Here is a 24,409-nt window from a genome sequence, read left to right on the forward strand (position 1 = left end):
CATGGGGCGGTGGATCGCACTGACCGTGTTGCTGATCACTGGCGGCGCGTTGATCAGTGTGTGGCGCGGTTGGCTGGACGTGCCGCCGTCATGGAATCCATGGGCGCCACTGGATGTAAAAGCCGCGCCCAACTGGCTGACCGGCTACAAGCTGATGCGTTTGCGCAGTGATCCTGAACTCTGTGCCCAGGCGTTGAACAGCTCTGATCTGCGGGTCACGCGGCAAGCCGACAGTCCCGACGCCAAGTGCCCGCTGATCGGTGCCTTGCGCGTACAGGGCGGTGAGGTGGCGTTGAGCAGCAGTTTCCTCGCCAGTTGTCCGCTGGCGGTGGCCTACGCGATGTTTGAACAGCACACGCTGCGACCTGCTGCACAATCCGTTTACGGGCAAAAGGTCGCGCGGATTGATCACCTCGGCAGCTTCGCCTGTCGCAATGTCTACAACCGCGAAAGCGGCGCGCTCAGTCGCCACGCCAGTGCCGATGCGCTGGATATTGCCGGTTTTCGTCTGGCCGATGGTCGCAGCATCAGCGTGCTCAAGGACTGGCCGAAGCAAAATCAGGACGCGCAGTTTCTGCGTCAGGTGCGCGATGGCGCCTGCGAGGCGTTCAGTGTTGTCTTGGGGCCGGATTACAACACCGCCCACCGCAATCACTTTCATGTCGATGTCGGACGCTGGAGCGTGTGTCGCTGAGGGTCAGGCGGCGAGGCGCAGGTTCTGCAGAACGATCGGGCGCGCCCAACCGTTATCAAAGTCCAGTGCTTTCTGTTGCTCGACGATTTCTTCCGGCGGGAACGGCGGGTAAGGCTTCTGCAGCAGATCCAGATCGAACTCGGCAATCGGCAGGTAAAGCGGCTTCTTCTGCGGGGCCGGGCCAGGCTCTGGAACGGGCTGACCATTGTTGATCACCACCGGGCGAACCCAACTGCTGTCGAAATCCTGCTGCGCCTGCTGAGCTTGCAGTTCTTCTGGCGGGAATGGCGGGAACGGCTTGTCCAGCAGTTCCATTTCGAATTCAGCGATTGGCAGGAACAGCGGCTCTGGGGGGCGCACTTCGGTTTCCACCACATCGCACTCGCGCTGGCTGACGATGTGCGCGTGCAGCTCGCTGCCGATGGTCGGTTCTTCCGGGCTGCTCAGGTCAACCGGCGGAAATGTACCGCAGGCAGGCACCACTTCACTCGTCTGTTCGGCCATCGCTTGGGCAAAGAAATCCTGCCACAGGTGACTGACGCCGCTCAGTGCTTGAGTGTTGTGACGGCTAAAGTCGCCATGGGGCGAGATGTAGCCAATCGATGTGGGAAGAATGCCTGACATTTTTTTCGGTTGACGCTCAGCTCTGGCAAAATGCGCGTTGAATGAATTATCGGCGGTATTTGCCGATCCTTGAATTTTTGAGCGTGTTTTCCATGATCGAGCAACCCGCGGCCTGCCGCATCCATGTCCAGGCCCTCGGCCCGACGTTTGAAGCGCAAGCCGAGCAGTGGGCCGAACGCCTTGGTCTGCCGCGTGACGTGCCGGACGGCGAGTTCGCCTTGCAGGTCGGCGAGCAGGGTTTGCAACTGCAACAGCTCGGCCCGGACGCACCGGGGCCGGTGCGGGTCGACTTTGTTGAGGGCGGCGCTGCGCATCGTCGGCTATACGGCGGCGGCAGCGGGCAGATGATCGCCAAGGCTGTCGGCATCGCCCAAGGCGTGCGCCCGCGCGTGCTGGATGCCACGGCAGGGTTGGGCAAGGATGCGTTTGTGCTGGCGAGCCTCGGTTGCGAGATGAGCCTGATCGAGCGCCAGCCGCTGATCGGCGCCTTGCTGGAGGATGGTCTGGCGCGCGCGGCGGAAGATTTCGACGTGGCGCCGATTGTGGCGCGGATGAAATTGCTCAAGGGCAACTCCATCGAGGTCATGCAGAACTGGGAGGGTGAGGCGCCGCAGGTGATCTACCTCGACCCGATGTTTCCGCACCGAGAGAAGACCGCGCTGGTGAAAAAGGAGATGCGTCTGTTCCGGCCGCTGGTGGGCGATGATCCAGATGCGCCGGCGTTGCTCGAAGCCGCGTTGGCACTGGCGACGCACCGGGTGGTGGTCAAGCGACCGCGCAAGGCGCCGTGCATTGCGGGGCCGAAGCCGAGTCATGCGCTGGATGGCAAATCGAGCCGCTATGACATTTATCCGAAGAAAGCGCTCAAGGCTTGATACCGAGTCGCGCTCATCGCTGGCAAGCCAGCTCCCACAAGGATTTGGGTGTGATCACAAATCGTGTACACACCACCAAACCCTGTGGGAGCTGGCTTGCCAGCGATGGCGTCAGTGCCGACACCGCAGAAATCAGGCTTTGTACGCCCGCATAAACAACCCCACCACTTCCTGCACATGGCTTTCCGCTGCCTCTTCAGTCAACGGCTCCCCACAGCCATACAACAGCCGAAAATTCCCCGCACCCTTGATCAGGCAAAAGAAATGCTCAGCAGCATTGCGCGGCAGATCAATGCTCAGCGCGCCGGTCTCGTGGATGCGCGTCAACAGCCGTTCCATGCCCTGCACCATGCGCTGCGGACCCGCCTCGAAGAAGATCAGCGACAGCTTCGGATCCTGACTGCCGAGCGCCATGATCAAACGGTGCAGATTCACCGATTCATCGCTGTTGATCAGGTGATGAAAGCCTCGCGCAATGTTCAGCAACACATTTTCCACGGCGATGCCTTCGGGCAATTCGAAGAACAGCGGCGGTAATTGTTCCTCGCATTTGGCCACCACGGCAGCGGAGAACAGCGTCTCCTTGTCGTTGAAATGGCTGTAGACCGTCAGCTTCGACACGCCGGCCTCGCTGGCGACCGCGTCCATGCTGGTGTTGGCGTAGCCATGACTCAGAAACAGAATTTTCGCCGCGTCGAGGATCGCTTGGCGCTTGGCCAGATCCTTGGGGCGGCCCGGGCCGTTTGGAGCTGAAAGATTGTTCGACATTCTTCGCTTTTAATACTGGACTGGTGAGTTTGCTATTAATAACATACCCGCCAGTATAATTATTCCAAGCACCATTAGCGAAAGGTCCGTCACCATGTTCCGCCATGCGTTGTCCCTCGCGTTGCCAGTGAGTCTGGCGTTCCTTTTGTCAGCATGCGGTCAGGAAGAGGCGACGCAAGTCGCCGTGCGACCAGCCATGGTGGTGCAGCCAGAGCCTTCGGCACAGGCGATGGAAAGTTATCCGGGCGAGGTGCGCGCCCGTTATGAACCGGATCTGGCATTCCGCATTGGCGGCAAAGTCAGCCGACGACTGGTCGATGAAGGTCAGCGCGTGAAGGCTGATCAGCCACTCGCCGAACTCGATCCGCAGGACGTGCGCCTGCAACTGGAAGCCACTCGCGCCCAGGTGGCTGCCGCCGAAGCCAATCTCAATCTGGTCCGCGCCGAACGTGATCGCTACAAGACCCTGATGGATCGGCAGATGGTCAGCCGCTCGGCCTACGACAACGCCGAAAACCTTTACCGCTCCGGTGAGGCCCGTCTCAAACAAATCAAAGCTGAATTCAACGTTTCGACCAATCAGGCCAGTTACGCCGTGTTGCGTGCGCCGCGGGATGGCGTGGTGGCCAAGCGTTCGGTCGAGGTTGGGCAGGTGGTTGCCGCCGGGCAAACGGTGTTTACCCTTGCCACTGATGGCGAGCGCGAAGTACTGATCAGCCTGCCGGAGCAGAGCTTCGGGCGCTTCAAGGTCGGTCAGCCTGTGACCGTCGAACTGTGGACGCAACAGAACCAGCGCTTCGCCGGGCAAATCCGCGAACTGTCGCCCGCCGCCGATCCACGCTCGCGCACTTTCGCTGCGCGCATTTCTTTCGTGAGCGGCAAAGTCCCGGCCGAACTGGGCCAGAGCGCCCGAGTGTTCGTGCAATCGGCCGACAGCGTTTCCCTCTCGGTGCCGCTCTCGGCACTCACCGCCGAAAACGGCGCGACCTACGTCTGGGTCGTCAGCGCCAATAACACCTTGAAGAAAACCCCGGTGCGCATCGGCCCGTTCGGCGAGAAAACCGTGCCGGTGCTCGAAGGCTTGAACGCCAGTGACTGGGTGGTGGCTGCTGGCGTGCATGTGTTGCTCGAAGGGCAGCAGGTGCGTCCGGTGGATCGCTCCAATCGCGTCGTCAATCTGGCGAACAAGGAGTAAGTCCCGATGCGCTTCAACCTTTCTGAATGGGCGCTGCGTAATCGCCAGATCGTACTGTTCCTGATGCTTTTGCTGGCCATCGTCGGTGCGTTGTCCTACACCAAACTCGGCCAGAGTGAAGACCCGCCGTTCACGTTCAAAGCCATGGTGATTCAAACCCGTTGGCCGGGGGCGACCGCGCAGGAAGTCTCGCGGCAGGTCACCGAGCGTATTGAAAAGAAACTGATGGAAACCGGCGAGTACGAGCGCATCGTGTCGTTCTCGCGCCCCGGCGAATCGCAGGTCACGTTCATTGCCCGCGACTCGATGCATTCCAAGCAAATCCCCGACCTCTGGTATCAGGTGCGCAAGAAGGTCAGTGATATTCGCCAGACCTTGCCGCCGGATATTCAGGGGCCGTTTTTCAACGATGAGTTCGGCACCACGTTCGGCAATATCTATGCGCTGACCGGGGACGGTTTCGATTACGCGGTGCTCAAGGATTACGCCGATCGCATCCAGATCCAGCTGCAACGGGTCAAGGATGTCGGCAAGGTCGACCTGCTCGGTTTGCAGGACGAGAAAATCTGGGTCGAGCTGTCCAACGTCAAGCTGGCGACCCTTGGCTTGCCGCTGTCGGCGGTGCAACAAGCGCTGCAAGAGCAGAACGCGGTGTCCACCGCCGGGTTCTTTGAAACCGGTAGCGAGCGTCTGCAACTGCGGGTCTCGGGGAATTTTCAGACGGTCGATGAGATAAAAAACTTCCCGATCCGCGTCGGCGATCGTACGTTCCGCATCTCCGATGTCGCCGACGTGCGTCGCGGTTTCAACGATCCACCGGCGCCGCGTATGCGCTTCATGGGCGAAGATGCGATTGGTCTCGCGGTGGCGATGAAGGATGGCGGCGACATTCTGGTGCTCGGCAAGGCGCTGGAAGGCGAGTTCTCGCGCATCCAGAAAAACCTCCCGGCCGGCATGCAATTGCGTAAGGTTTCCGATCAGCCGGCGGCGGTGAAAACCGGGGTCGGCGAGTTCGTCCAGGTGCTGGTCGAGGCACTGGCGATTGTCTTGCTGGTGAGCTTCTTCTCCCTCGGCGTGCGCACCGGCATGGTCGTGGCGCTGACCATTCCGCTGGTGTTGGCGATGACCTTCGCCTGCATGTATTACCTCGGCATCGGCCTGCACAAGATCTCCCTTGGCGCGTTGGTGCTGGCGTTGGGCTTGCTGGTGGATGACGCGATCATCGCCGTGGAAATGATGGCGATCAAAATGGAGCAGGGCTTTGACCGTATCCGCGCGGCGAGCTATGCCTGGACCAGCACCGCGTTCCCTATGCTCACCGGTACTTTGATCACCGCCGCCGGGTTTCTGCCGATTGCCACGGCGCAATCCGGCACTGGCGAATACACACGTTCGATCTTCCAGGTGGTGACCATCGCCTTGCTCGCGTCTTGGGTCGCGGCGGTGATGTTCGTACCGTATCTGGGGGAAAAACTCCTGCCTGATCTGGCGAAAATCCATGCGGCCAAACACGGTACCGCCGATGGTCAGGCTGACCCGTATGGCACGCCGTTCTATCAGCGCGTTCGGCGCTTGGTGGAGTGGTGCGTGTCGCACCGCAAGACCGTGATCGTGCTGACGGTGGGGCTGTTTATCGCCTCTGTGATGTTGTTCCGTTTCGTCCCGCAGCAGTTTTTCCCGGCCTCGAATCGACTGGAGTTGATGGTTGATCTGAAACTGGCTGAAGGCGCGTCGTTGGCCAATACCACTGGCGAGGTCAAACGTCTGGAGGCGATGCTCAAGGGTCACGCCGGTATTGATAATTATGTGGCGTATGTCGGCACCGGATCGCCGCGTTTTTATCTGCCTTTGGATCAACAGTTGCCGGCGGCCAGTTTTGCGCAGTTTGTGGTGTTGGCGAAAACCATTGAGGAGCGTGAAGCGCTGCGCAGTTGGTTGATCGAGACGCTTAACGAGCAATTCCCGGCCCTGCGTTCGCGGGTTACGCGTCTGGAGAACGGTCCTCCGGTTGGCTATCCGGTGCAGTTCCGCGTCACCGGTGAACATATCGAAGAAGTCCGGGCGTTAGCGCGCAAGGTCGCGGCCAAGGTTCGCGAGAATCCGCATGTGGTCAATGTGCATCTGGATTGGGAAGAACCGAGCAAGGTCGTGTACCTGAACATCGATCAGGATCGCGCGCGAGCATTGGGTGTAAGCACGGCCAATCTGGCGAAATTCCTGCAGAGTTCGTTGACCGGGTCGAGTGTCAGTCAGTATCGCGAAGACAACGAATTGATCGAGATTCTGCTGCGCGGCACGGTGCATGAGCGCACTGAATTGTCCTTGTTGCCGAGTCTGGCGGTGCCGACGGACAACGGCCGCAGTGTGGCGTTGTCGCAGATTGCCACGCTGGAATACGGCTTTGAGGAGGGGATTATCTGGCATCGTAATCGCCTGCCGAACGTGACCGTGCGCGCGGATATTTATGGCAAGGAGCAGCCGGCGACGTTGGTGAAGCAGATCATGCCGACGCTGGATTCGATTCGCGCCGAGTTGCCCGATGGTTATCTGTTGGATGTCGGCGGTACGGTGGAGGATTCCGAGCGTGGGCAGAAGTCGGTGAATGCCGGGGTGCCGATGTTCATCGTGGTGGTGCTGACCTTGCTGATGGTGCAGTTACGCAGTTTTTCGCGCACGGTGATGGTGTTTTTGACGGCGCCGCTGGGGTTGATCGGGGTGACGCTGTTTTTGATGGTGTTCCGTCAGCCGTTCGGGTTTGTGGCGATGTTGGGGACGATTGCGTTGTCCGGGATGATCATGCGTAATTCGGTGATTCTGGTGGATCAGATCGAGCAGGATATTGCCTCGGGGCTTAAGCCTTGGCAGGCGATTATCGAGGCTACGGTTCGACGCTTTCGTCCGATTGTGTTGACGGCTTTGGCGGCGGTGCTGGCGATGATTCCGTTGTCACGTAGTGTGTTTTTTGGGCCGATGGCGGTGGCGATCATGGGTGGGTTGATTGTTGCGACTGCGCTGACGTTGTTGTTTTTGCCGGCGTTGTATGCGGCTTGGTTCCGGGTGCGTAGGGAGGCTTGATTTTTTTGTGACTTGGCGGCCTTCGGGCCGACCATGTGCTTGGGGTTTTGGGTGAATATCCGTTTTTGTGGGTGCTGCCGCTGGCGGTTTCGCCCTTACGGCGAGTCACCTTTTCCAAACGCCGAAAAGGTAACCCAAAAGGCTTTGCCCTGACGTTCGGCCCGCTCGCTGGGGCTCGGGGTTCCTTCGCTCCGGGATCGATCCGGGGGCATCGCCTACGGTTTGCTTCGCTGCACCTCCTCTCGATGTGTTCGACTTCGTCGAACGGTCGCTGCGCTCCCACCCCCGGATCAATCCCTCCACTCAGCCTGCCGACGGGCCTTCAGATCAAGATCAAAAGCTGCAGCCGAGCTAACGCTCATCCTGTTGAGTGGTGAGGAGCAGAAGCGGTCTGCTCTTGCTCTTCTGTGGGAGTGAGCCTGCTCGCGATGACGCCCTGACAGCCGCCCAATCTCTACCTGCATACACCCAATCCAATTGTGGGAGCTGGCTTGCCAGCGATGGCGGCCTGACAGCCGACCGATCTCCAGCGGATTGCTCACGATCCAACTGTAGGAGTGAGCCTGCTCGCGATGACGGCCCGCCAGCTGTCCAATTTCTCTCTGCATGGACTCCTTCCAACCTGTGGGAGCCAGCCTGCTGGCGATGACGATCGGACAGGCAAAATTGTTTAACCGTGTTGCGAAAACACAGAACCTTCCCACAAGGTTTTCAGGTTGTCCGTCGGAAGCGCGATCTCTAGGCTAGGTCTGTCGCTGCAAAAATCAGCGACCGGGTTTCGCAGCCCGGTTAAACTTCAGACGCACAGCGTCCACCATCCGAAAGCGGGCGCTTTTTTATGCCTGTGTCATGGCGGTTGTGCGCGGGATACCTTCGGGTATGCCGGGTGCCTGAAGTCCCGGTCTGCGAACCTGCGTACAGCTGCCACCTAACTTTCGTTTCGCAGCGAACGGTGGCGGCTCCACTACTTCAGGAGATTTCGCCATGTTCAAACCCACACCAAATCCCCCCAAAGCCGTCAGCCATCCCAGCACAATTTTCACCGTCCTTCCCGAAGTCGATTCCGAAACATTACTCGCTCACGCCTGTGAAACCCTGGCGTCAGCCAACATCATGGCCAGCGAACTGGCGTTCACCCTGAATGGCCCGACGTGTAGTCAGCTTCTGGGTATTCAGCAGATGATTTCCCTCGCTGAGCTGTCGGTGAATCGCGTCCTCGATCAAGTCGATCCGCAAAACTGACGCCCACAAAAAAGCCCGCTGAACCGGTAAAGGTCAGCGGGCTTTTTGTCGTTCAGCACATTACAACGTGCCGAACACCTTCTTCGCCAGACTGGTCGCCGCAGCGGCCGGGTTCTGGCGGATGGTTTCTTCCTGTTTGCCGATCATCTCGAACAAGCCATTCAGCGCTTGCTCGGTCACGTAGTTTTCAACGTTGGCGCTCTTCGCATCGACAACGCCAAACGCAGCAGCCTGACCAGCGAACGAGTTGTACTTCTGTGCTACGCCAACCTTGTCGGTCGCCTGTTTGACGATCGGCAGGAACTTGGCGCGGATCTGTTCGCGGCTGGATTTGTCGAGGTATTGCGTGGCCGAGTCCTTGCCGCCGCTGAGGATGCCTTTGGCGTCTGCCACGCTCATTTTCTTCACGGCGTCGACGAGGATGGGCTGGGCTTGAGTTACAGCGCTTTCCGCCGCTTTGTTCATCGCGGTTTCCAGTTCTTCAACCTGAGCGCCCATGCCGAAGGCTTTCATCTTGCTCGCGGCCTTGCCGAGTTTGCCCGGCAGCTCGATCTTCACGTCGGGGTTGTTGCTGAAGCCGCCGGGTGTACCCAGTTGCTTGACGGCGATTTGCGCGCCTTGGGTCAGGGCATCCTTGAGACCGCCGGTGGCGTCTTTTTGCGACAGGTCACTGAGCGACAGGGCCAGCGCGCTGGCGGAGATCATCAGGCCTGCGCACAGGCCGGCGAAGCGAAGGGTAGGGCGGAGCATGGCGGCTTCCTTGTTGCGGAAAAGGGTTGCGGAAAATGAATTAACGAACGGCGTCGACGCGGATTTTCAGCGGCTGCGGGTCGTTGCCGTCGAGTTGCACGGCGTGGTTTTCGGTGGTGATGAACATCAACTCACCGTTGACTTCAATGCGCGCGCTGACCGAGTAACGGTGGCCAGGTTTGATCTGCGCTGGATCGTAGCTCAAGTGGAAGGGCAGTGGCACCTGGCCTTTGACCGGACCTTTTTGCTCGTCCAGTACTACGGCTGGCGCATCGGCCAACGAAACGTCTTGCAGGCTGACGCTGAGGGTCGCGCTCGGAGGCAGGGCGATGCGCTGCAGGTAGAACACTTCACCGTCGAGGCCTACCTTGCCGGCAGGTGTGGTCGACTGGCAGGCGCTGAGCAGTGTAGCGGCGGCGAGCAGAGTCAGTTTTTTCATGGTGTTCTCCATTCAATTGTAGGAGCGAGCCTGCTCGCGAAAGCGGTTTAGCATTCAACATTTCAGTTGTCTGACACTCCGTCTTCGCGAGCAAGCTCACTCCCACCAGGTTTGCATCAGGTCTCGGGTTGGGCGACGACCTGATCGGCAGCATCCTCACTGCGATGCAGCGCGACCTGGCGAATCGACAAGCGAATTTCCGCCGGCAATACGCGTTTGGCTGCACCTTCGGCGAGCTCGCCAAGCAGTTCGTGATAACTCAGTTTGCCGGCCTCGTCGCGGCGCAGCACGTCGAGGTCGAGCATTGTCTGGATGAAGTGACGGAACAGGCTCTTGTCGAAGAACTCCGGGGCGTTGAGGCCGTGGAGGATCGACAGGCGCTGGGCCATGACCGTGCAGAGATCTTCCAGCTCTTCGGCGCTGATGCTGTTCTGGCCGCTGTTGAGCAGCAAGGACACGGTCATGTAGAAACGCTGCAAGGTCTGGGCGATGCTCTTCGACAGTAGCGTCAGCAGCACGAAATGCCGCGAACTTGGCGCCGGACGCAGATAGACGTCTTTCTCGAAACGCAACAGGCCTTGTTCGACGAACGCTTCCAGCCACTGATCGACCACACCGTCCAGTTCGTCCAGCGTCCAGCGAATGAACAGCTCCGATTGCAGGTACGGATACAGCGCGCGGGTGTAGCGCAGGATCTGTTCGCGGCTCATGCGCGAAGCGCTCTGGAAGAAGCTCGCCAGCAGTGCAGGCAACGCGAAGATGTGCAGCACGTTGTTGCGGTAGTAAGTCATCAGGACGGCATTCTGCTCGTCCAGATAGAGAATTTTGCCCAAGGCATCGTTCTGCTCGGCGAGCAGGTCCATGTCTTTCACATGCTCGATCAGCGCACGGCCGTCGCCTTCCGGCAGCGTGGTGTGCGGCGAATACGGGACTTTGCGCAGCAGCGCCAGGTACAGATCCAGTACTCGCGCCATGGCGCGATCGTCCAGCGCCAGACGTGTGGTCGACAGCAGCGCCAGCGCCACCAGGTTGACCGGGTTGATCGCCGCCGCTTCGTTCAAATGCTGCGCGACTTTTTCGCCGAGGCGATTGGTGGTTTCGTTGAGCCACGCTGGTTTGTACTGCGGGCCGAGTTCCTGCTGGCGCCAGTCCGGTTGCTCGGCGTCGAGGAATTCTGCGAGTTTGATCGGCTCACCGAAGTTGACGGCGACCTGACCGAAACGCTGCTTGAGCGCGCCGATGACTTTGAAAATGTCGAAGATCGATTCTTTCTTCTTGCTCGCGCCACGCAATTCGCCGAGGTAGGTGCGACCCTCCAGCACGCGCTCATAGCCGATGTACACCGGCACAAACACGATCGGCATGCGCGACGAACGCAGGAAGCTGCGCATGGTGATCGCGAGCATGCCGGTTTTTGGTTGCAGCATGCGCCCGGTGCGCGAGCGGCCGCCCTCGACGAAGTACTCGACCGGGAAGCCTTTGGTGAACAGCGTGTGCAGATATTCGTTGAACACCGAGGTGTACAGCGGATTGCCCTTGAACGTGCGACGCATGAAGAACGCACCGCCACGGCGCAGCAGGCTGCCGATCACCGGCATGTTCAGATTGATCCCGGCGGCGATGTGCGGCGGGGTCAGGCCGTTGCGGAACAGCAAATACGAGAGCAGCAGGTAGTCGATGTGGCTGCGGTGGCACGGCACGTAGATCACTTCGTGACCCTGGGCGACCTTTTGCACGCCTTCGATGTGGTTGACCTTGATGCCGTCGTAGATCTTGTTCCAGAACCAGCTCAACACCACTTCAAGGAAGCGGATCGCCGTGTAGGTGTAGTCCGAGGCAATCTCGTTGCCGTAGCGCAAGGCCTGGGCCTTGGCTTTTTCCGCGGAGATGTTTTCGCGCTCGGCTTCGTCGAGGATTGCTTGCTTGACCAATGGCTGGTTGAGCAGGCCTTTGACCAGGTTGCGACGGTGCGAAATGTCCGGGCCGATGACCGCTGCTTTCAGGTTACGGAAGTGTACGCGCAGGATGCGCTGGGCCATGCGCACGGTGCGTTCGTGGCCCTTGTTGTGCTCGATCAGCTCGCGCAGGTGAATCGGTGCGGAGAACTGCACGCGGGTTTTGCGCCCGAGGACGATGATGCTCAGCAGCCGACGTAAACGCCCGGTGACCGCCCAGCTGTCGGCGAACAACAATTTCCAAGGACTGTTTTCGCTGTCCGGCGACTGGCCCCAGAACACGCTGACCGGAATGATCTGCGCGTCTTCAGCAGCGTTCTGCGTCAGTGCGCTGACAAGGCGAGTCAGGGTCGGCGGTGCGCCGCGCTTGTCCTGGCGACCGAGCCAGTCCGGATCCGGCGTCAGGTAGAAAAACGCCGCCGGTTCGATCAGCGAACCCACCGACACCGGCAGCACCGGACGCGGCAGGCCGGCCTTGGTGCACTCGGTATCGACCACGGCCAGATCGGTCAGCGAAGGGTTTTGCAGGACGTAGAACACCGGACGACTGCGGTCGAGGTTGAGGGTGAGCGACGACTGGTTGATCGTCTCCGAGCGAACCCAGAGGTACAACAGTCGGCGCAAGGTGCCAAACACTAGACGGCGGAACGGGGAACGGGTCATACGGCTTCTGCGTGAGTGGATAAACCGAGCGGTTGCTCGGGAGGGCGACAGTTTGCCGTATTCACCGAAAATCGGCAAAAAAGCGGCGAAGTAATCTCCTGTTGAGACTTTCCGCACCTGTCATATACTCGGCGGTCTGTCGCCGGGGGCCTTTTATGGACGTCGGACGCAGGCTGACGTTCCGCAAAGGCTTTCCTGCGAAAAGCCTGTCCAATAATAAAAAAGGAGTATGAACAGATGGCAACACGCGAAACCGGCAACGTGAAGTGGTTCAACGACGCCAAGGGCTACGGCTTTATCCAGCGCGAAGACGGGGTGGACGTGTTCGTGCACTACCGCGCGATTCGCGGCGAAGGGCATCGGTCGCTGACTGAAGGCCAGCAGGTTGAATACGCAGTGATTACTGGCGAGAAGGGGTTGCAGGCTGAGGATGTTGTAGGCCTGTAATGATCGTTCCCACGCTCTGCGTGGGAATGCCTCAACGGACGCTCCGCGTTCGCTTTGGGACGCAGAGCGTCCCGGACTGCATTCCCACGCGGAGCGTGGGAACGATCAAAGATCGCAGCCTTCGGCAGCTCCTACAGCTGTACACATAGCCCTTTAGGAGCTGCCGAAGGCTCGGGCCGCGATCGGACGATCTTTTGCTTTTAAGCGGTTTTCCAGGTGATTTCTTCTTCACCGTCTTCGCTGATGCGCATCCAGCGGTCCGCCGTTTCCTCACCTTCTTCTTCAACCCACGTCCCCGGCGCGCAACGCACTTCGACGTTCAGCGCAGCAAACGCGGCGCGGGCGCAGGCGATGTCGTCGTCCCATGGGGTCTGGTCGCTTTCGAGGTACAGGCTGTTCCACTTGCCCACGGCTTTCGGCAGCCAGGTCACCGGCACGTTGCCGGCCTTGCATTTGTAGGTCTGGCCTTTCTGTACCCAGTCACTGCACGGGCCCAACGCTTCGCCCAGCCAGGCCGAAATGGCCTTGTGGTCGACGTCGGCGTCTTTCAGGTAAATCTCGATGTCCGGTTGGCGCATGGATGTCCTCACTGCGGGTCTGAAAAATCCATTCGCGGATTTAGCCAGCCCCGGGCACTCGCCCGAGACCAAAAGTTATTGAAGAACGAAATAATCGTAGCGCATCGACACGGTGGTCACGAACGGCTCAGCCTGTTCGATCACCGCCGCACGACGCTCGGCACTGGCGCGCCAGCCGTGGGGTGTCATCGCCAACAGGTTGGCGCGATCCTCAGGCTTTTCCAGCGTCAGCTTGAATTCCAGGGTTTCACTGTGCGCCAGCGTCATGCCTTCCGGCACCAGGGCCAGATGCTTGTCGTCGGTGTATTCGCGCACTTCGTCATAAAGACGTTCGCGCAACTCCATCAGGTGGCCGCTGGTCGGGCCGACTTTCATCAGACCGCCGCCGACACTGAGCAGCCGCTTGGCTTCTTCCCAGTCCAGAGGACTGAAAACGCTGGCGAGAAACTGGCAACTGCCCGACGCCAACGGCACGCGGGCCATGCTGGCGATCAACCAAGTGATCGCCGGATTACGCTTGCAGGCACGTTTGACCGCTTCGCGGGAAATGTCCAGTGCGTAGCCGTCAGCGTTCGGCAAGGCCTCGGCGATCTGCGCGGTGTAGTAACCCTCGCCACAACCGATATCGACCCAGCGATCTGGCGCATAACTCGCCGCCAGCTCGGCCAGACGCTTGGCCACCGGCGCGTAATGCCCTGCGTTCAAGAAGTCCCGGCGTGCTTCGACCATGGCCTGGTTGTCGCCAGGGTCGCGGCTGTTTTTGTGCTGCACCGGCAACAGGTTCAGGTAACCCTGGCGCGCACGGTCGAAGCGATGGCCGGCGGGGCAGACCACGCCGTTGTCCACCGCATTCAGCGGTTCACTGCAGATGGGGCAAGCGAGCATCAGGCGAGCAACTTGATCAGGGTCTGGTAGTAGATCTCGGTCAGTACGTCGAGATCGGCTGCCAGTACGCGTTCGTTGACCTGGTGGATGGTCGCGTTGACCGGGCCCAGTTCAACCACTTGCGTGCCCATGGTCGCGATGAAACGGCCGTCGGACGTTCCGCCGCTGGTGGACGCTTTAGTCTCGCGACCGGTGATGTCCTTGATGCTCGCCGACACCGCGTCGAGCAGTGCGCCTGGTTCGGTGAGGAACGGCAGGCCGGACAGTGCCCAGTCGATGTGCCAGTCCAGATCGTGCTTGTCGAGAATATCGGCCACGCGTTTCTGCAGGCCTTCGACGGTCGATTCGGTGGAGAAGCGGAAGTTGAACACCGCCACCAGATCCCCCGGAATCACGTTGGTCGCGCCAGTGCCGGAATTGACGTTGGAGATCTGGAAACTGGTCGGCGGGAAGAAATCGTTGCCATGATCCCAGTGCTCGGCGGCCAGTTCGGCCAGCGCCGGAGCAGCGAGGTGGATCGGATTCTTCGCCAGGTGCGGATAGGCGACGTGACCCTGAATGCCTTTGACGGTGAGCTTGGCACCGAGCGAGCCGCGACGGCCGTTTTTCACCACGTCGCCAACCAAAGTGGTGCTCGACGGTTCGCCGACGATGCACCAGTCCAGACGCTCGTTGCGTGCTGCCAGACGCTCGACCACAGCCTTGGTGCCGTGGTGCGCCGGGCCTTCTTCGTCGCTGGTGATCAGGAACGCGACCTTGCCCTTGTGGTTCGGGTAGTCAGCGACAAAGCGCTCGGCGGCGACGGTCATCGACGCCAGGCTGCCTTTCATGTCCGCCGCGCCACGGCCGCAGAGCATGCCGTGTTCGTCGATCAGCGCGTTGAACGGGTCGATCTGCCACGCCGTGACCGGGCCGGTCGGCACCACGTCGGTGTGGCCGGCGAAGCACAGCACCGGGCCGTCGTTGTTGCCGTGGGTCGCCCAGAAGTTATCCACATCTTCGATGCGCATCGGCTCGAGGCTGAAACCGGCATCGCCCAGGCGCTGCATCATCTGCTTCTGGCAATCGGCGTCGACCGGCGTCACAGACGGACGGCGGATCAGGTCGATGGCGAGTTGGAGGGTCGGCGAAAGGTCGGCGTGGGCCGTCATGTAATAACTCCGGGTGCGCACGGTAAACCTGTAGGAGCTGCCGCAGGCTGCGATCTTTTGATTTTGTTTTTTAAAATCAACAGCAAGATCAAAAGATCGCAGCCTTCGGCAGCTCCTACCGAGTTTGTTGGCATTGAAAAAGGCGGTCATTCTAAAGCAAAACGGCGGCCCGAAGGCCGCCGTTTGACGTATCCGTTACTGATTATGCTGTTGCCGGCTCAGGCGCAGTGGCCGGTTTAGGCAACGACGACAGGAACGCCATGATCAGCGCCGCCAGATACGGCAGCGACTGCACCAGCAACATCACCACCCAGAAACGCATGTCGTTGCTCGGCATGCCGTTGACCAGGAAGATCCCCAGCGCCGCGCCCCACAACAGCAGCATGATGAACAGCTCTTCCCGTGCCTCGGAAATTGCCACCCAGAAGCCGTGGCTGTCAGCGTTTTTTGGCGTGCGTATGAACGGAATGCTGCTGGTGAAAAAGCCATACAGCACCGCTTTGGCGATGGTGTGCGACAACGCCAGCCCGGCCAGTGCCGCGCAAAACGCATCTTTCAGGTTCACGCCGACGGCGCGACGGTAGAGGAAGATGATCTTGCCGACCTTGAACACGAACAGCGCCAGTGGCGGGATCGCGAAGATCAGCAGCGGCGGATCGACCCGTTGCGGCACGATGATCATTGCCGCCGACCACAACAGCGCGCCGACGGTGAAGAAGATGTTCATGCCGTCCGCGACCCACGGCAACCAGCCCGCGAGGAAGTGGTAACGCTGGCCACGGGTCAGCTCGGTGTCCTTGCCACGCAGCAGACTGCCGGTGTGGCGTTTGATGATCTGAATCGCACCGTAAGCCCAGCGGAAACGCTGTTTCTTGAAGTCGATAAACGTATCCGGCATCAGGCCCTTGCCGTAGCTGTCGTGGTAATACGCCGCCGACAAGCCTTTTTCGAACACGCGCAGACCGAGTTCGGCGTCTTCACAGATGCACCAGTCGGCCCAGCCCAATTCTTCCAGCACCGAGCGGCGGGTCATGGTCATGGTGCCGTGCTGGATGATTGCGTCACGGTCGTTACGAGTGACCATGCCGATATGGAAGAAGCCTTTGTATTCGGCGTAGCAGAGCTTCTTGAAGGTGCTTTCGTTCTGATCGCGGTAATCCTGCGGCGACTGCACCACGGCGATTTTCGGGTCAGCGAAGTGCGGCACCATGTGCTTGAGCCAGTTCGGATGCACGCAGTAATCGGAGTCGATCACCGCGATCACTTCGGCATCCTTGGCGGTGTGCGGAATCAGGTAGTTCAGCGCGCCACCCTTGAAACCGGCCAGGGGCGAGACGTGGAAGAACTTGAAGCGCGGACCGAGGGTTGCGCAGTAGTCGCGCACCGGTTCCCACACCGCCGGGTCCTTGGTGTTGTTGTCGATGATCAGGACTTCGTAGTCCGGATAATCGAGGGCGGCGAGGGCGTCGAGGGTCTGTTTGACCATGTCCGGCGGCTCGTTGTAGCACGGCACATGGATCGAGACTTTCGGGCGATAGCTGGAGTCGCCCTCGACCGGCAGGAACTCACGCCGCCGCTTGTGAATCCACACCGCTTCGGCCAGTTCATGGGCTTCCGTCAGCAAGACGATAAACACTCCGAGCGCACCCAGTGCCAAGAGGAAGCCGACCGTCAAACTGAACCACGTGCTGTATTGCAGGCTGTAGTCGTAACCGATCCACACCAGCACCGAACCACAGAGGAAGGCGATAAAGGTCAGGAAGATCCGCCCACGCTGACGCAGCGCCGAGCCGTCGATCATCAGCAGGGTCAGCGACAGCAACGCCAATACCACCGAACCGACTGCCAGCACTCGCCATTGCGGGATCGCGACCACCGGGCCTTCGAAGTTGAATTTCTGCTGACGCGCAGCGTTGAACACGCCCCAGTACGCGCCGACCGAGCCTTCGTCGCTGGCCTTCCACGGCTGGTCAAACGCTTCGATCACGAAGTAGTTGAAGCCTTGGCGGTTGAGCTTGTTGACCAGTGTGCGCAGGTAGATCGCCTGATCCGCCGGCGACGCATCGGCGCCACCGCGCATGCGACCGTTGCTCGGCCAGCCGACTTCGGAGAGCAGCAGCGGTTTTTTCGGGAACATCTTTTTCAGATCGCGGGCGCGGTCGAAAACGAACTGCCCGGCCTTGTCGACCGGGATGAATTCCCAGTACGGCAGAACGTGCGCAGCGATCAGGTCAACGTGCTTGGCCAGTTCCGGGTGTTCTTCCCAGACGTGCCATTGCTCGGAGGTGGTCACCGGCACTTTCACCGCCGCGCGCACGCGATCGAGCAGCACGCTCAGCTCTTGGGCGGTGATTTCCTTGCGGAAGATCGCTTCGTTACCGACCACCACGCGAACCACGCTGCGTGAAGTGTTGGCCAGTTCGATGGCTCGGGTGATTTCCCGTTCGTTGCGTTCCTGATCGGGGCTGATCCAGATCCCCAATGTCACGCGCAGGCCGAATTCTTCAGCCAGTTTCGGGATGTCTTGCAACGAGCCGTCGACCGAGTAGATGCGGATGTTGTCCGTCAGCTTGCTCATGATCTCCAGGTCGCGGCGCATCTCTTCGTCAGACGGATATTGATCCTTCTGGGGGTATTGGCCCTGCTGGAATGGCGAATAGGAGAAACCGGAGATCTGCTCCGGCCAGTTCGGCGCGGAAACCGGACGATTGATCAGCGCCCAGAAACCGGTGAACAGGGCGGCGATTGCCAGAACCACCACCAGGTTGAGTCCAAATTTACGCGATGACATAGCTATTTCGGGTTCCAAAGGCTGTGGAACGGAGGATCGGTCGGCTATACGCCCGAGGGGCGCGCATCCTACACCGGCAGTTCGCAAGTCGTACATCAGACAGGGAAATGCCCGACATTGGGCAGCCGACTTTGACTTAAGTTCTTACACTTGTAGTTCGAAGCTTAAAACTTGTCGCTGTGTAGCCCTATAATGCGCGCCGGTTTTTGGGGTAATGGTCATGAGTACAGAAGATCCGCGGTTTGCAGGCATCGCCCGTTTGTATGGCATCGAAGGCATGGAGCGCTTGCGCGCGGCCCATGTGGCGATTGTCGGCGTCGGTGGCGTCGGTTCCTGGGCGGCGGAAGCCATGGCCCGTTGTGGCGTCGGCGAGATTTCGCTGTTCGACCTTGATGACGTTTGCGTCAGCAACGCCAACCGCCAGTTGCACGCGCTGGACAGCACCGTCGGCAAGCCCAAGGTCGAAGTGATGGCCGAGCGTCTGCGCGGGATCAACCCGGATTGCACCGTGCACGCCGTGGCGGATTTTGTCACCCGCGAGACCATGGCCGAATACATCACACCGAACATCGACTGTGTGATCGACTGCATTGACGCGGTCAACGCCAAGGCTGCGCTGATTGCCTGGTGCAAGCGCCGCAAGATCCAGATCATCACTACCGGCGGTGCGGGCGGGCAGATCGATCCGACGCTGATTCAGGTGTGCGATCTCAACCGCACGTTCAACGACCCGTTGGCCTCGAAAGTGCGTTCGACGTTGCGTCGTGATTATGGTTTTTCGCGCACCGTGACCCGCCATTACAGTGTGCCGTGTGTGTTTTCCACGGAACAGCTGCGCTACCCGAAACCGGATGGCAGTATTTGTTTGCAGAAGAGTTTTGTCGGCGATGGCGTGAAGCTCGACTGCGCCGGCGGGTTTGGTGCGGTGATGATGGTCACAGCGACGTTCGGCATGGTTGCGGCGACCAAGGCTGTGGACAAGATTGTCGCGGGTGTTCGGCGCCCGGCTGACCGAGTCAAACCTCAGGTTTGATCGGTGAGGCCTTGATCGTTCCCACGCTCCGCGTGGGAATGCAGCCCGGGACGCTCCGCGTCCCATCCAGAGCCGAACGCGGAGCGTCCGATGAGGCATTCCCACGCAGAGCATGGGAACGATCAGTTAGCGCGCCAGATCATTCATTCGCTGGAGCACGGCATTGAGGCCATTACTGCGCGATGGCGATAGTTGTCGCGAAAGCCCTAGCTGATTGAACCAGTCCGGTAAATCAACCTGCTGCAGTTCAGTGGCCGACAAACCGTTAACCCGCAACAGCAACAACGCCACCAACCCACGAATCATCCGTGCATCGCTGCTGGCGCTGAATTGCCAGTGACCGTCGTGCAGTTCACCAACCAGCCAGACCTGACTCTCACAGCCATGCACCCGGTTAGCGTCACACTTGTCGGCGTCACTTAGTGGCGGCAAACGATCACCAAACTGCATCAACAACCGCGCCCGTTGTTCCCAGCCCGCTGCATTCTGAAAAGTCTGCAGCGCCTCGGCGGCCTCAACCGGCAAACTCATCGCAACAACTCCAGCGCCTGATCCAGCGCTTCAAAGAAGCGTTCCAGATCCTCGGAATCGTTGTACAGCGCCAGCGACACCCGAATCGCCCCAGCCAGTTCGAAGCTTTTCAGCAGCGGCATCGCGCAGTGATGCCCGGCGCGCACGGCAATACCTTGCTCAGTCAAAAGATGCGCGAGATCGGCGTTATGCACACCCTCGACAACAAAACTCGCCAGCGCCAATTGCGGCTTGCCGAGCAAACGAATGCCGTTACGGGCGGCAAGGCCACGCAGCAGATAGTCATGCAGCGCAGCCTCGTGGGCGGACACCGCGTCCTGATCCAGACCGGCCAGATAATCCAGCGTCGCACCTAGGCCGATCACACTGGCAATCGGCGGTGTGCCCGCTTCAAAACCCAGCGGAGCAGGGCGGAAGCGCGCGTCGTGGTAGTTGGCTTCCAGCACCATTTCGCCGCCAAACTGCCAAGGCTTCAGTTGTTCAAGCGCTGCATTGAGCCCGAACAGAACGCCTAAACCATCCGGCCCATACAGCTTGTGGCTGGAAAACACGTAGAAGTCGCAACCCAGCGCCTGCACGTCATGCCGACCATGCACCACGCCTTGCGCGCCATCGACCACGGTCAGCGCGTTCTGCGCCTTGGCCATGCTCAGCAACGCCGGCAATGGCTGCCACGAACCGAGCACGTTGGACAACTGACTGACTGCCAGCAATCGCGTGCGCGGGCCAATCAGATGCACAGCGGCAGCGAGGTCGATCAGGCCGTCGGCATCCAGCGGCAGAATCACCAGCTTCAGATTGCGCCGTTGTGCCAGTTGCTGCCATGGCAGCAGGTTGGCGTGATGCTCCAGGGCGCTGATGACAATTTCATCGCCCGGTTGAAAAAGAGGTTCCAGGCCATACGCCAGGAGGTTCAGCGCACTGGTGGCGCCGTGAGTAAAGATGATTTGCCCGCTGTCACCGGCATTCAGCCACTGGGCCACCTTCAGCCGACTGTCCTCGAAAGCCTGCGTGGCGTGGGCGCCGGGCAAGTGTTGCGCGCGATGCACATTGGCTGCGCCATTGGCGTAGTAATGCGTCAGTGCGTCGAGCAGGGCTTGGGGTTTTTGCGTGGTGGCGGCGTTGTCCAGATAGGTCTGGTCTTGCCGTTGCAGCGCGGCGATGGCCGGGAAATCGGCACGCCACGGGGAGGGAATCATCACAGTTTTTAGCCCTGGTGAAGAGGGGCGGGATGTACGCCAAATCCTGTAGGAGTGAGCCTGCTCGCGATGGCGTCCGTGAGGGCGCTAAAAGCATCGCGAGCAGGCTCACTCCTACAATGGATTATTCAAGCACTTAGTTGTGAGCGTGCAGCGCTTCGTTCAGTTCGATCGCCGATTTGTGGGTTTTGCACTCCACAGCACCGGTTTCCGAATTGCGACGGAACAGCAGGTCAGTCTGACCGGCCAGCTCACGCGCTTTCACAACTTTAACCAGATTGTTGTGCTCGTCGAGCAGCGCAACCTTGGTACCGGCCGTCACATAGAGGCCCGACTCAACGGTGTTGCGGTCGCCCAACGGGATACCGATACCGGCGTTGGCGCCGATCAGGCAGCCTTCGCCGACCTTGATCACGATGTTGCCGCCGCCCGACAGGGTGCCCATGGTCGAGCAACCGCCGCCCAGGTCCGAGCCCTTGCCGACGAATACGCCAGCGGAAACGCGGCCTTCGATCATGCCCGGGCCTTCGGTGCCGGCGTTGAAGTTGATGAAGCCTTCGTGCATCACGGTGGTGCCTTCGCCCACGTAAGCACCCAGACGCAGACGCGCGGCGTCAGCGATGCGCACGCCAGCCGGTACCACGTAGTCGGTCATTTTCGGGAACTTGTCCACCGAGAACACTTCCAGCAGCTCGCCACGCAGACGGGCCTCCAGTTGCATTTCCGCCAGTTCGCTCAGGTCGATGGCGCCTTGGCTGGTCCACGCTACGTTCGGCAGCAGCGGGAAGATCCCGGCCAGGCTCACGCCGTGCGGCTTGACCAGACGGTGCGACAGCAGGTGCAGCTTGAGGTAAGCCTCAGGTGTCGAGGTCAGTTGCGCGTCTTCGGCCAGCAGGGTGGCGACCAGCGGCTTGTGGCTTTCCGCCAGACGGGTCAGCAGCTTGCCTTGTACGGCGTCGATGCCTTTCACGGCTTCAGCCAGTTGCGCAGCCTGCGCGGTGGTGAAGGTGATGGCCTGATTGCCTTCGGTGTAACCGAGGATCGGCGCAACCGCCGCGACCAGTTCGGCCGAAGGGTTGAGCAGTGGCTGTGCGTAGAACACTTCCAGCCACGCGCCTTGACGGTTCTGAGTGCCGACACCAAAGGCGATGCTGAACAGGGAATTGGACATGTAAATACACCTCTACAAAGAGTGACGGGCTGCTTACTTCAGAGCGGCCGCGTAGATATCTGGCTTGAAGCCAATCAGGGTTCGATCACCGAGATCGAGCACCGGGCGCTTGATCATCGAGGGTTGAGCGAGCATCAGTTCGATGGCTTTCGACTGGTCGAGATCGGCTTTGCGTTCGTCGTCGAGTTTGCGAAAGGTCGTGCCTGCACGGTTCAACACCGTTTGCCAGCCATGTTCGTCACACCATTGGGTCAGGTGCTCACGGTCGATGCCGGCGGTTTTGTAATCGTGAAAGTCGTAGCTGACAGCGTGTTCATCGAGCCAGGTGCGCGCCTTCTTCATGGTGTCGCAGGCTTTGATGCCGAAAAGGTGCAACGTTTTACTTGAAACGGTCAAGGAATCGCCCCCTTTACAGGTGCTGGAGAAAAATGGTGTCGGATTATGCCATGACCGAACGGTTTCGGGCGCCCGGCTTCATTTCCTTGCATAAATCCCTGTAGGAGCTGTCGAGTGAAACGAGGCTGCGATCTTTTGATTTTTTTTCAAAGATCAAACGATCGCAGCGTGCCGCAGCTCCTACAGGTTTGGCTTTGGTGCGTGCGACATAGGTGCAACGGTCAGACGCATCCTAAGCGGCTAATATGGCAGTTCAACGCTGTCGATTGTCTGAGATTTCCGCTATATGCAAACTGCTTACACCGTCCTGATCCTGCTGATGCTGGTTAGCGTTTCGCGTCTGGTCGGGCGGGTCATTCCGCTGCCTCTGCCACTGGTCCAGATTGCCGCCGGCGCCTTGCTCGCCTGGCCGACCTTGGGTCTGCATGTGGCCCTCGATCCCGAATTGTTCCTGTTTCTGTTCCTGCCGCCCCTGCTGTTTTCCGATGGCTGGCGCATGCCCAAGCGCGAGTTCTGGCATTTGCGCGGGCCGATCCTCACGCTGGCGGTGGGGCTGGTGTTGTTCACCGTGGTCGGCGCCGGGTACTTCATTCATTGGCTGTTGCCGTCCATTCCACTGCCGGTAGCGTTCGCCTTGGCGGCGGTGTTGTCGCCCACCGACGCTGTGGCGGTGTCGGCCATTTCGCAAAACCGCTTGCCGACCCCGTTGATGCATATATTGCAGGGCGAGGCGCTGATGAACGATGCCTCCGGTCTGGTGACCTTCAAGTTCGCCCTGGTGGCGGCCATCACAGGCGTGTTCTCGCTGACCAACGCCAGCCTGACTTTCGTCCTGGTGGCGCTCGGCGGGTTGGCGGTCGGTGTGGCCTTGAGCTGGCTGGTCGGGCGCTTGCGGGCGTGGATGATTGCCCGTGGCTGGGATGATCCGGCGACTCATGTGGTGTTCATGTTGTTGCTGCCGTTCGCGGCTTATGTGCTGGCGGAACGTCTTGGCGTCTCGGGCATTCTCTCGGCCGTGGCGGCGGGGATGATGCAGAGCTGGCTCGATCTGTTGCCAAGGCAGACCAGCACCCGATTGCTCAATCGCAGCGTCTGGTCGTTGCTGGAGTTCGCTTTCAATGGTTTGATTTTCCTCCTGCTCGGCCTGCAATTGCCGGACATCATCAAAGCCGTGGTCAGTCACGAGCCGACGTTGTGGCCGACGTTGTTCTATCGCTGCCTCGATGTCGTGGCGATTTTTCTTGCGCTGGTTTTGTTGCGGTTTATCTGGGTGCAGAGCATCTGGCGTTTATCGGTGCTGTTGCGCCGCTTGCGCGGCAAGGGCGAGCTGACGCAAGTCCCGACCGCGCGCTCCTGCTGGCTGCTGACTGTCGGCGGTGTGCGCGGTGCAGTAACGCTGGCCGGCGTGATGTCGGTGCCGATGTTGATGGGCACGGATACGTTTCCCGAGCGTGACCTGCTGATCTTCATCGCCGCCGGGGTGATTCTGCTGTCGCTGATTTCGGCATGCATCGCGCTGCCGCTGTTGTTGCGCGGGATTGAAAAAAGCCCGGACGACAAGCGACGCCAGGAAGTGCGCGATGCCTGGCGCAAAACCGCGGAAGCGGCGATACATGCGCTGGAGACCGAGGAAGCCACCCCGCAGGACGCTGCTCAGGCTGCGCTGTCGGCCGAGTTGAAGGCGCGGATCATGTCCGAATATCGCCATCAACTGGATGTCTTCAACGATTCCGCCGAAGCGCAGGCCCTCGCGTTTCAGATGGATTTACTCGAGCGGCGCATGCGCCTGAAAGCGCTCAGGGCACAGCGTCTGGAACTCTATAGCCTCAGTCGTCATCACCAGATAGCTGATGACGTCCTCAGAGAAGTGTTGGCCGATCTGGATTTGAGTGAGGCCAATCTGGGGAAGGTCAAATAACCCATCAAGAGTCCGCACCAGATGCCTGG

The 24,409-nt window shown here is 60.0% G+C and carries 21 protein-coding genes; 8 read left to right on the plus strand and 13 right to left on the minus strand.

The window, feature by feature from the left end:
• Nucleotide 1 precedes the first annotated feature (1 nt).
• Nucleotides 2–694, plus strand: a complete 693-nt coding sequence (locus LOY43_RS05515) for an extensin family protein (RefSeq protein ID WP_186622012.1) — start codon at nucleotides 2–4, stop codon at nucleotides 692–694.
• A 3-nt stretch (nucleotides 695–697) separates the two neighbouring features.
• On the opposite strand, the gene LOY43_RS05520 is transcribed toward LOY43_RS05515, so the two are convergent.
• Nucleotides 698–1,318 (minus strand): energy transducer TonB, encoded by a 621-nt coding sequence (locus LOY43_RS05520; RefSeq protein WP_093436665.1) that lies wholly within the window; start codon nucleotides 1,316–1,318, stop codon nucleotides 698–700.
• 92 nt (nucleotides 1,319–1,410) lie between these two features.
• Here LOY43_RS05520 and LOY43_RS05525 point away from each other — a divergent pair, with 92 nt between their 5' ends.
• The gene (locus tag LOY43_RS05525) at nucleotides 1,411–2,193 is read left to right on the plus strand and encodes a class I SAM-dependent methyltransferase (RefSeq protein WP_408980827.1); all 783 of its coding nucleotides are present in this window, start codon (nucleotides 1,411–1,413) and stop codon (nucleotides 2,191–2,193) included.
• 132 nt (nucleotides 2,194–2,325) lie between these two features.
• Here the strand turns inward: LOY43_RS05525 and LOY43_RS05530 are convergent, their stop codons facing one another.
• Nucleotides 2,326–2,961, minus strand: a complete 636-nt coding sequence (locus tag LOY43_RS05530) for a TetR/AcrR family transcriptional regulator (protein ID WP_007908881.1) — start codon at nucleotides 2,959–2,961, stop codon at nucleotides 2,326–2,328.
• Nucleotides 2,962–3,055: 94 nt separating this feature from the next.
• On the opposite strand from LOY43_RS05530, the gene LOY43_RS05535 reads away from it, so the two are divergent.
• From LOY43_RS05535 to LOY43_RS05545, 3 genes are all read left to right on the plus strand, one after another.
• The gene (locus LOY43_RS05535; protein ID WP_258709315.1) at nucleotides 3,056–4,156 is read left to right on the plus strand and encodes an efflux RND transporter periplasmic adaptor subunit; all 1,101 of its coding nucleotides are present in this window, start codon (nucleotides 3,056–3,058) and stop codon (nucleotides 4,154–4,156) included.
• A gap of 6 nt (nucleotides 4,157–4,162) precedes the next feature.
• Nucleotides 4,163–7,231, plus strand: coding sequence for an efflux RND transporter permease subunit (locus LOY43_RS05540; protein ID WP_258709316.1), 3,069 nt, complete (start codon nucleotides 4,163–4,165; stop codon nucleotides 7,229–7,231).
• 984 nt (nucleotides 7,232–8,215) lie between these two features.
• Entirely contained in the window at nucleotides 8,216–8,473 is a 258-nt protein-coding gene (locus tag LOY43_RS05545) for a DUF6124 family protein (protein WP_095050387.1), read from the plus strand.
• A gap of 60 nt (nucleotides 8,474–8,533) precedes the next feature.
• On the opposite strand, the gene LOY43_RS05550 is transcribed toward LOY43_RS05545, so the two are convergent.
• The 3 genes from LOY43_RS05550 to plsB all read right to left on the minus strand — a co-directional run bounded on the left by LOY43_RS05550 (nucleotide 8,534) and on the right by plsB (nucleotide 12,280).
• A complete protein-coding gene (locus LOY43_RS05550; RefSeq protein WP_007908873.1) occupies nucleotides 8,534–9,223 on the minus strand; it encodes a DUF4197 domain-containing protein in 690 nt (229 codons plus the stop codon).
• 40 nt (nucleotides 9,224–9,263) lie between these two features.
• Nucleotides 9,264–9,662, minus strand: coding sequence for a YbaY family lipoprotein (locus LOY43_RS05555; RefSeq protein WP_093436640.1), 399 nt, complete (start codon nucleotides 9,660–9,662; stop codon nucleotides 9,264–9,266).
• A gap of 116 nt (nucleotides 9,663–9,778) precedes the next feature.
• Nucleotides 9,779–12,280 (minus strand): glycerol-3-phosphate 1-O-acyltransferase PlsB, encoded by a 2,502-nt coding sequence (gene plsB / locus LOY43_RS05560; RefSeq protein WP_095050388.1) that lies wholly within the window; start codon nucleotides 12,278–12,280, stop codon nucleotides 9,779–9,781.
• 237 nt (nucleotides 12,281–12,517) lie between these two features.
• Between plsB and LOY43_RS05565 the strand changes: the two genes are divergently transcribed.
• Nucleotides 12,518–12,727 carry a cold-shock protein gene (locus LOY43_RS05565; protein WP_007908870.1) on the plus strand — a complete coding sequence of 70 codons (210 nt, stop codon included), beginning with the start codon at nucleotides 12,518–12,520 and terminating at the stop codon, nucleotides 12,725–12,727.
• Between the two features lie 200 nt (nucleotides 12,728–12,927).
• Here LOY43_RS05565 and LOY43_RS05570 read toward each other — a convergent pair whose 3' ends face one another.
• From LOY43_RS05570 to LOY43_RS05585, 4 genes are all read right to left on the minus strand, one after another.
• Entirely contained in the window at nucleotides 12,928–13,305 is a 378-nt protein-coding gene (locus tag LOY43_RS05570) for a hypothetical protein (RefSeq protein WP_258709317.1), read from the minus strand.
• A 75-nt stretch (nucleotides 13,306–13,380) separates the two neighbouring features.
• Entirely contained in the window at nucleotides 13,381–14,190 is an 810-nt protein-coding gene (locus LOY43_RS05575; protein ID WP_095050389.1) for a putative RNA methyltransferase, read from the minus strand.
• A complete protein-coding gene (gene dapE, locus LOY43_RS05580; protein WP_095050390.1) occupies nucleotides 14,190–15,341 on the minus strand; it encodes a succinyl-diaminopimelate desuccinylase in 1,152 nt (383 codons plus the stop codon). Before dapE ends, LOY43_RS05575 begins: the two co-directional genes overlap by 1 nt.
• Nucleotides 15,342–15,543: 202 nt before the next feature.
• Nucleotides 15,544–18,132: a glycosyltransferase gene (locus tag LOY43_RS05585; protein WP_258709318.1), complete on the minus strand. Its 2,589-nt coding sequence runs from the start codon at nucleotides 18,130–18,132 to the stop codon at nucleotides 15,544–15,546.
• Nucleotides 18,133–18,346: 214 nt separating this feature from the next.
• On the opposite strand from LOY43_RS05585, the gene tcdA reads away from it, so the two are divergent.
• Nucleotides 18,347–19,165: a tRNA cyclic N6-threonylcarbamoyladenosine(37) synthase TcdA gene (gene tcdA, locus LOY43_RS05590; RefSeq protein WP_095050392.1), complete on the plus strand. Its 819-nt coding sequence runs from the start codon at nucleotides 18,347–18,349 to the stop codon at nucleotides 19,163–19,165.
• Between the two features lie 126 nt (nucleotides 19,166–19,291).
• On the opposite strand, the gene LOY43_RS05595 is transcribed toward tcdA, so the two are convergent.
• From LOY43_RS05595 to LOY43_RS05610, 4 genes are all read right to left on the minus strand, one after another.
• Nucleotides 19,292–19,696, minus strand: a complete 405-nt coding sequence (locus tag LOY43_RS05595) for a SufE family protein (protein WP_095050393.1) — start codon at nucleotides 19,694–19,696, stop codon at nucleotides 19,292–19,294.
• Nucleotides 19,693–20,898: an aminotransferase class V-fold PLP-dependent enzyme gene (locus LOY43_RS05600; RefSeq protein WP_258709319.1), complete on the minus strand. Its 1,206-nt coding sequence runs from the start codon at nucleotides 20,896–20,898 to the stop codon at nucleotides 19,693–19,695. Before LOY43_RS05600 ends, LOY43_RS05595 begins: the two co-directional genes overlap by 4 nt.
• A 133-nt stretch (nucleotides 20,899–21,031) precedes the next feature.
• A complete protein-coding gene (dapD, locus tag LOY43_RS05605) occupies nucleotides 21,032–22,066 on the minus strand; it encodes a 2,3,4,5-tetrahydropyridine-2,6-dicarboxylate N-succinyltransferase (RefSeq protein ID WP_003222105.1) in 1,035 nt (344 codons plus the stop codon).
• Between the two features lie 33 nt (nucleotides 22,067–22,099).
• Nucleotides 22,100–22,462: an ArsC family reductase gene (locus tag LOY43_RS05610; protein WP_003222107.1), complete on the minus strand. Its 363-nt coding sequence runs from the start codon at nucleotides 22,460–22,462 to the stop codon at nucleotides 22,100–22,102.
• 286 nt (nucleotides 22,463–22,748) lie between these two features.
• Here LOY43_RS05610 and LOY43_RS05615 point away from each other — a divergent pair, with 286 nt between their 5' ends.
• Nucleotides 22,749–24,380 (plus strand): Na+/H+ antiporter, encoded by a 1,632-nt coding sequence (locus tag LOY43_RS05615; RefSeq protein ID WP_258709320.1) that lies wholly within the window; start codon nucleotides 22,749–22,751, stop codon nucleotides 24,378–24,380.
• Nucleotides 24,381–24,409 lie beyond the last annotated feature (29 nt).

This window comes from Pseudomonas sp. B21-041 (assembly GCF_024748675.1).
Classification (GTDB): domain Bacteria; phylum Pseudomonadota; class Gammaproteobacteria; order Pseudomonadales; family Pseudomonadaceae; genus Aquipseudomonas; species Aquipseudomonas neuropathica.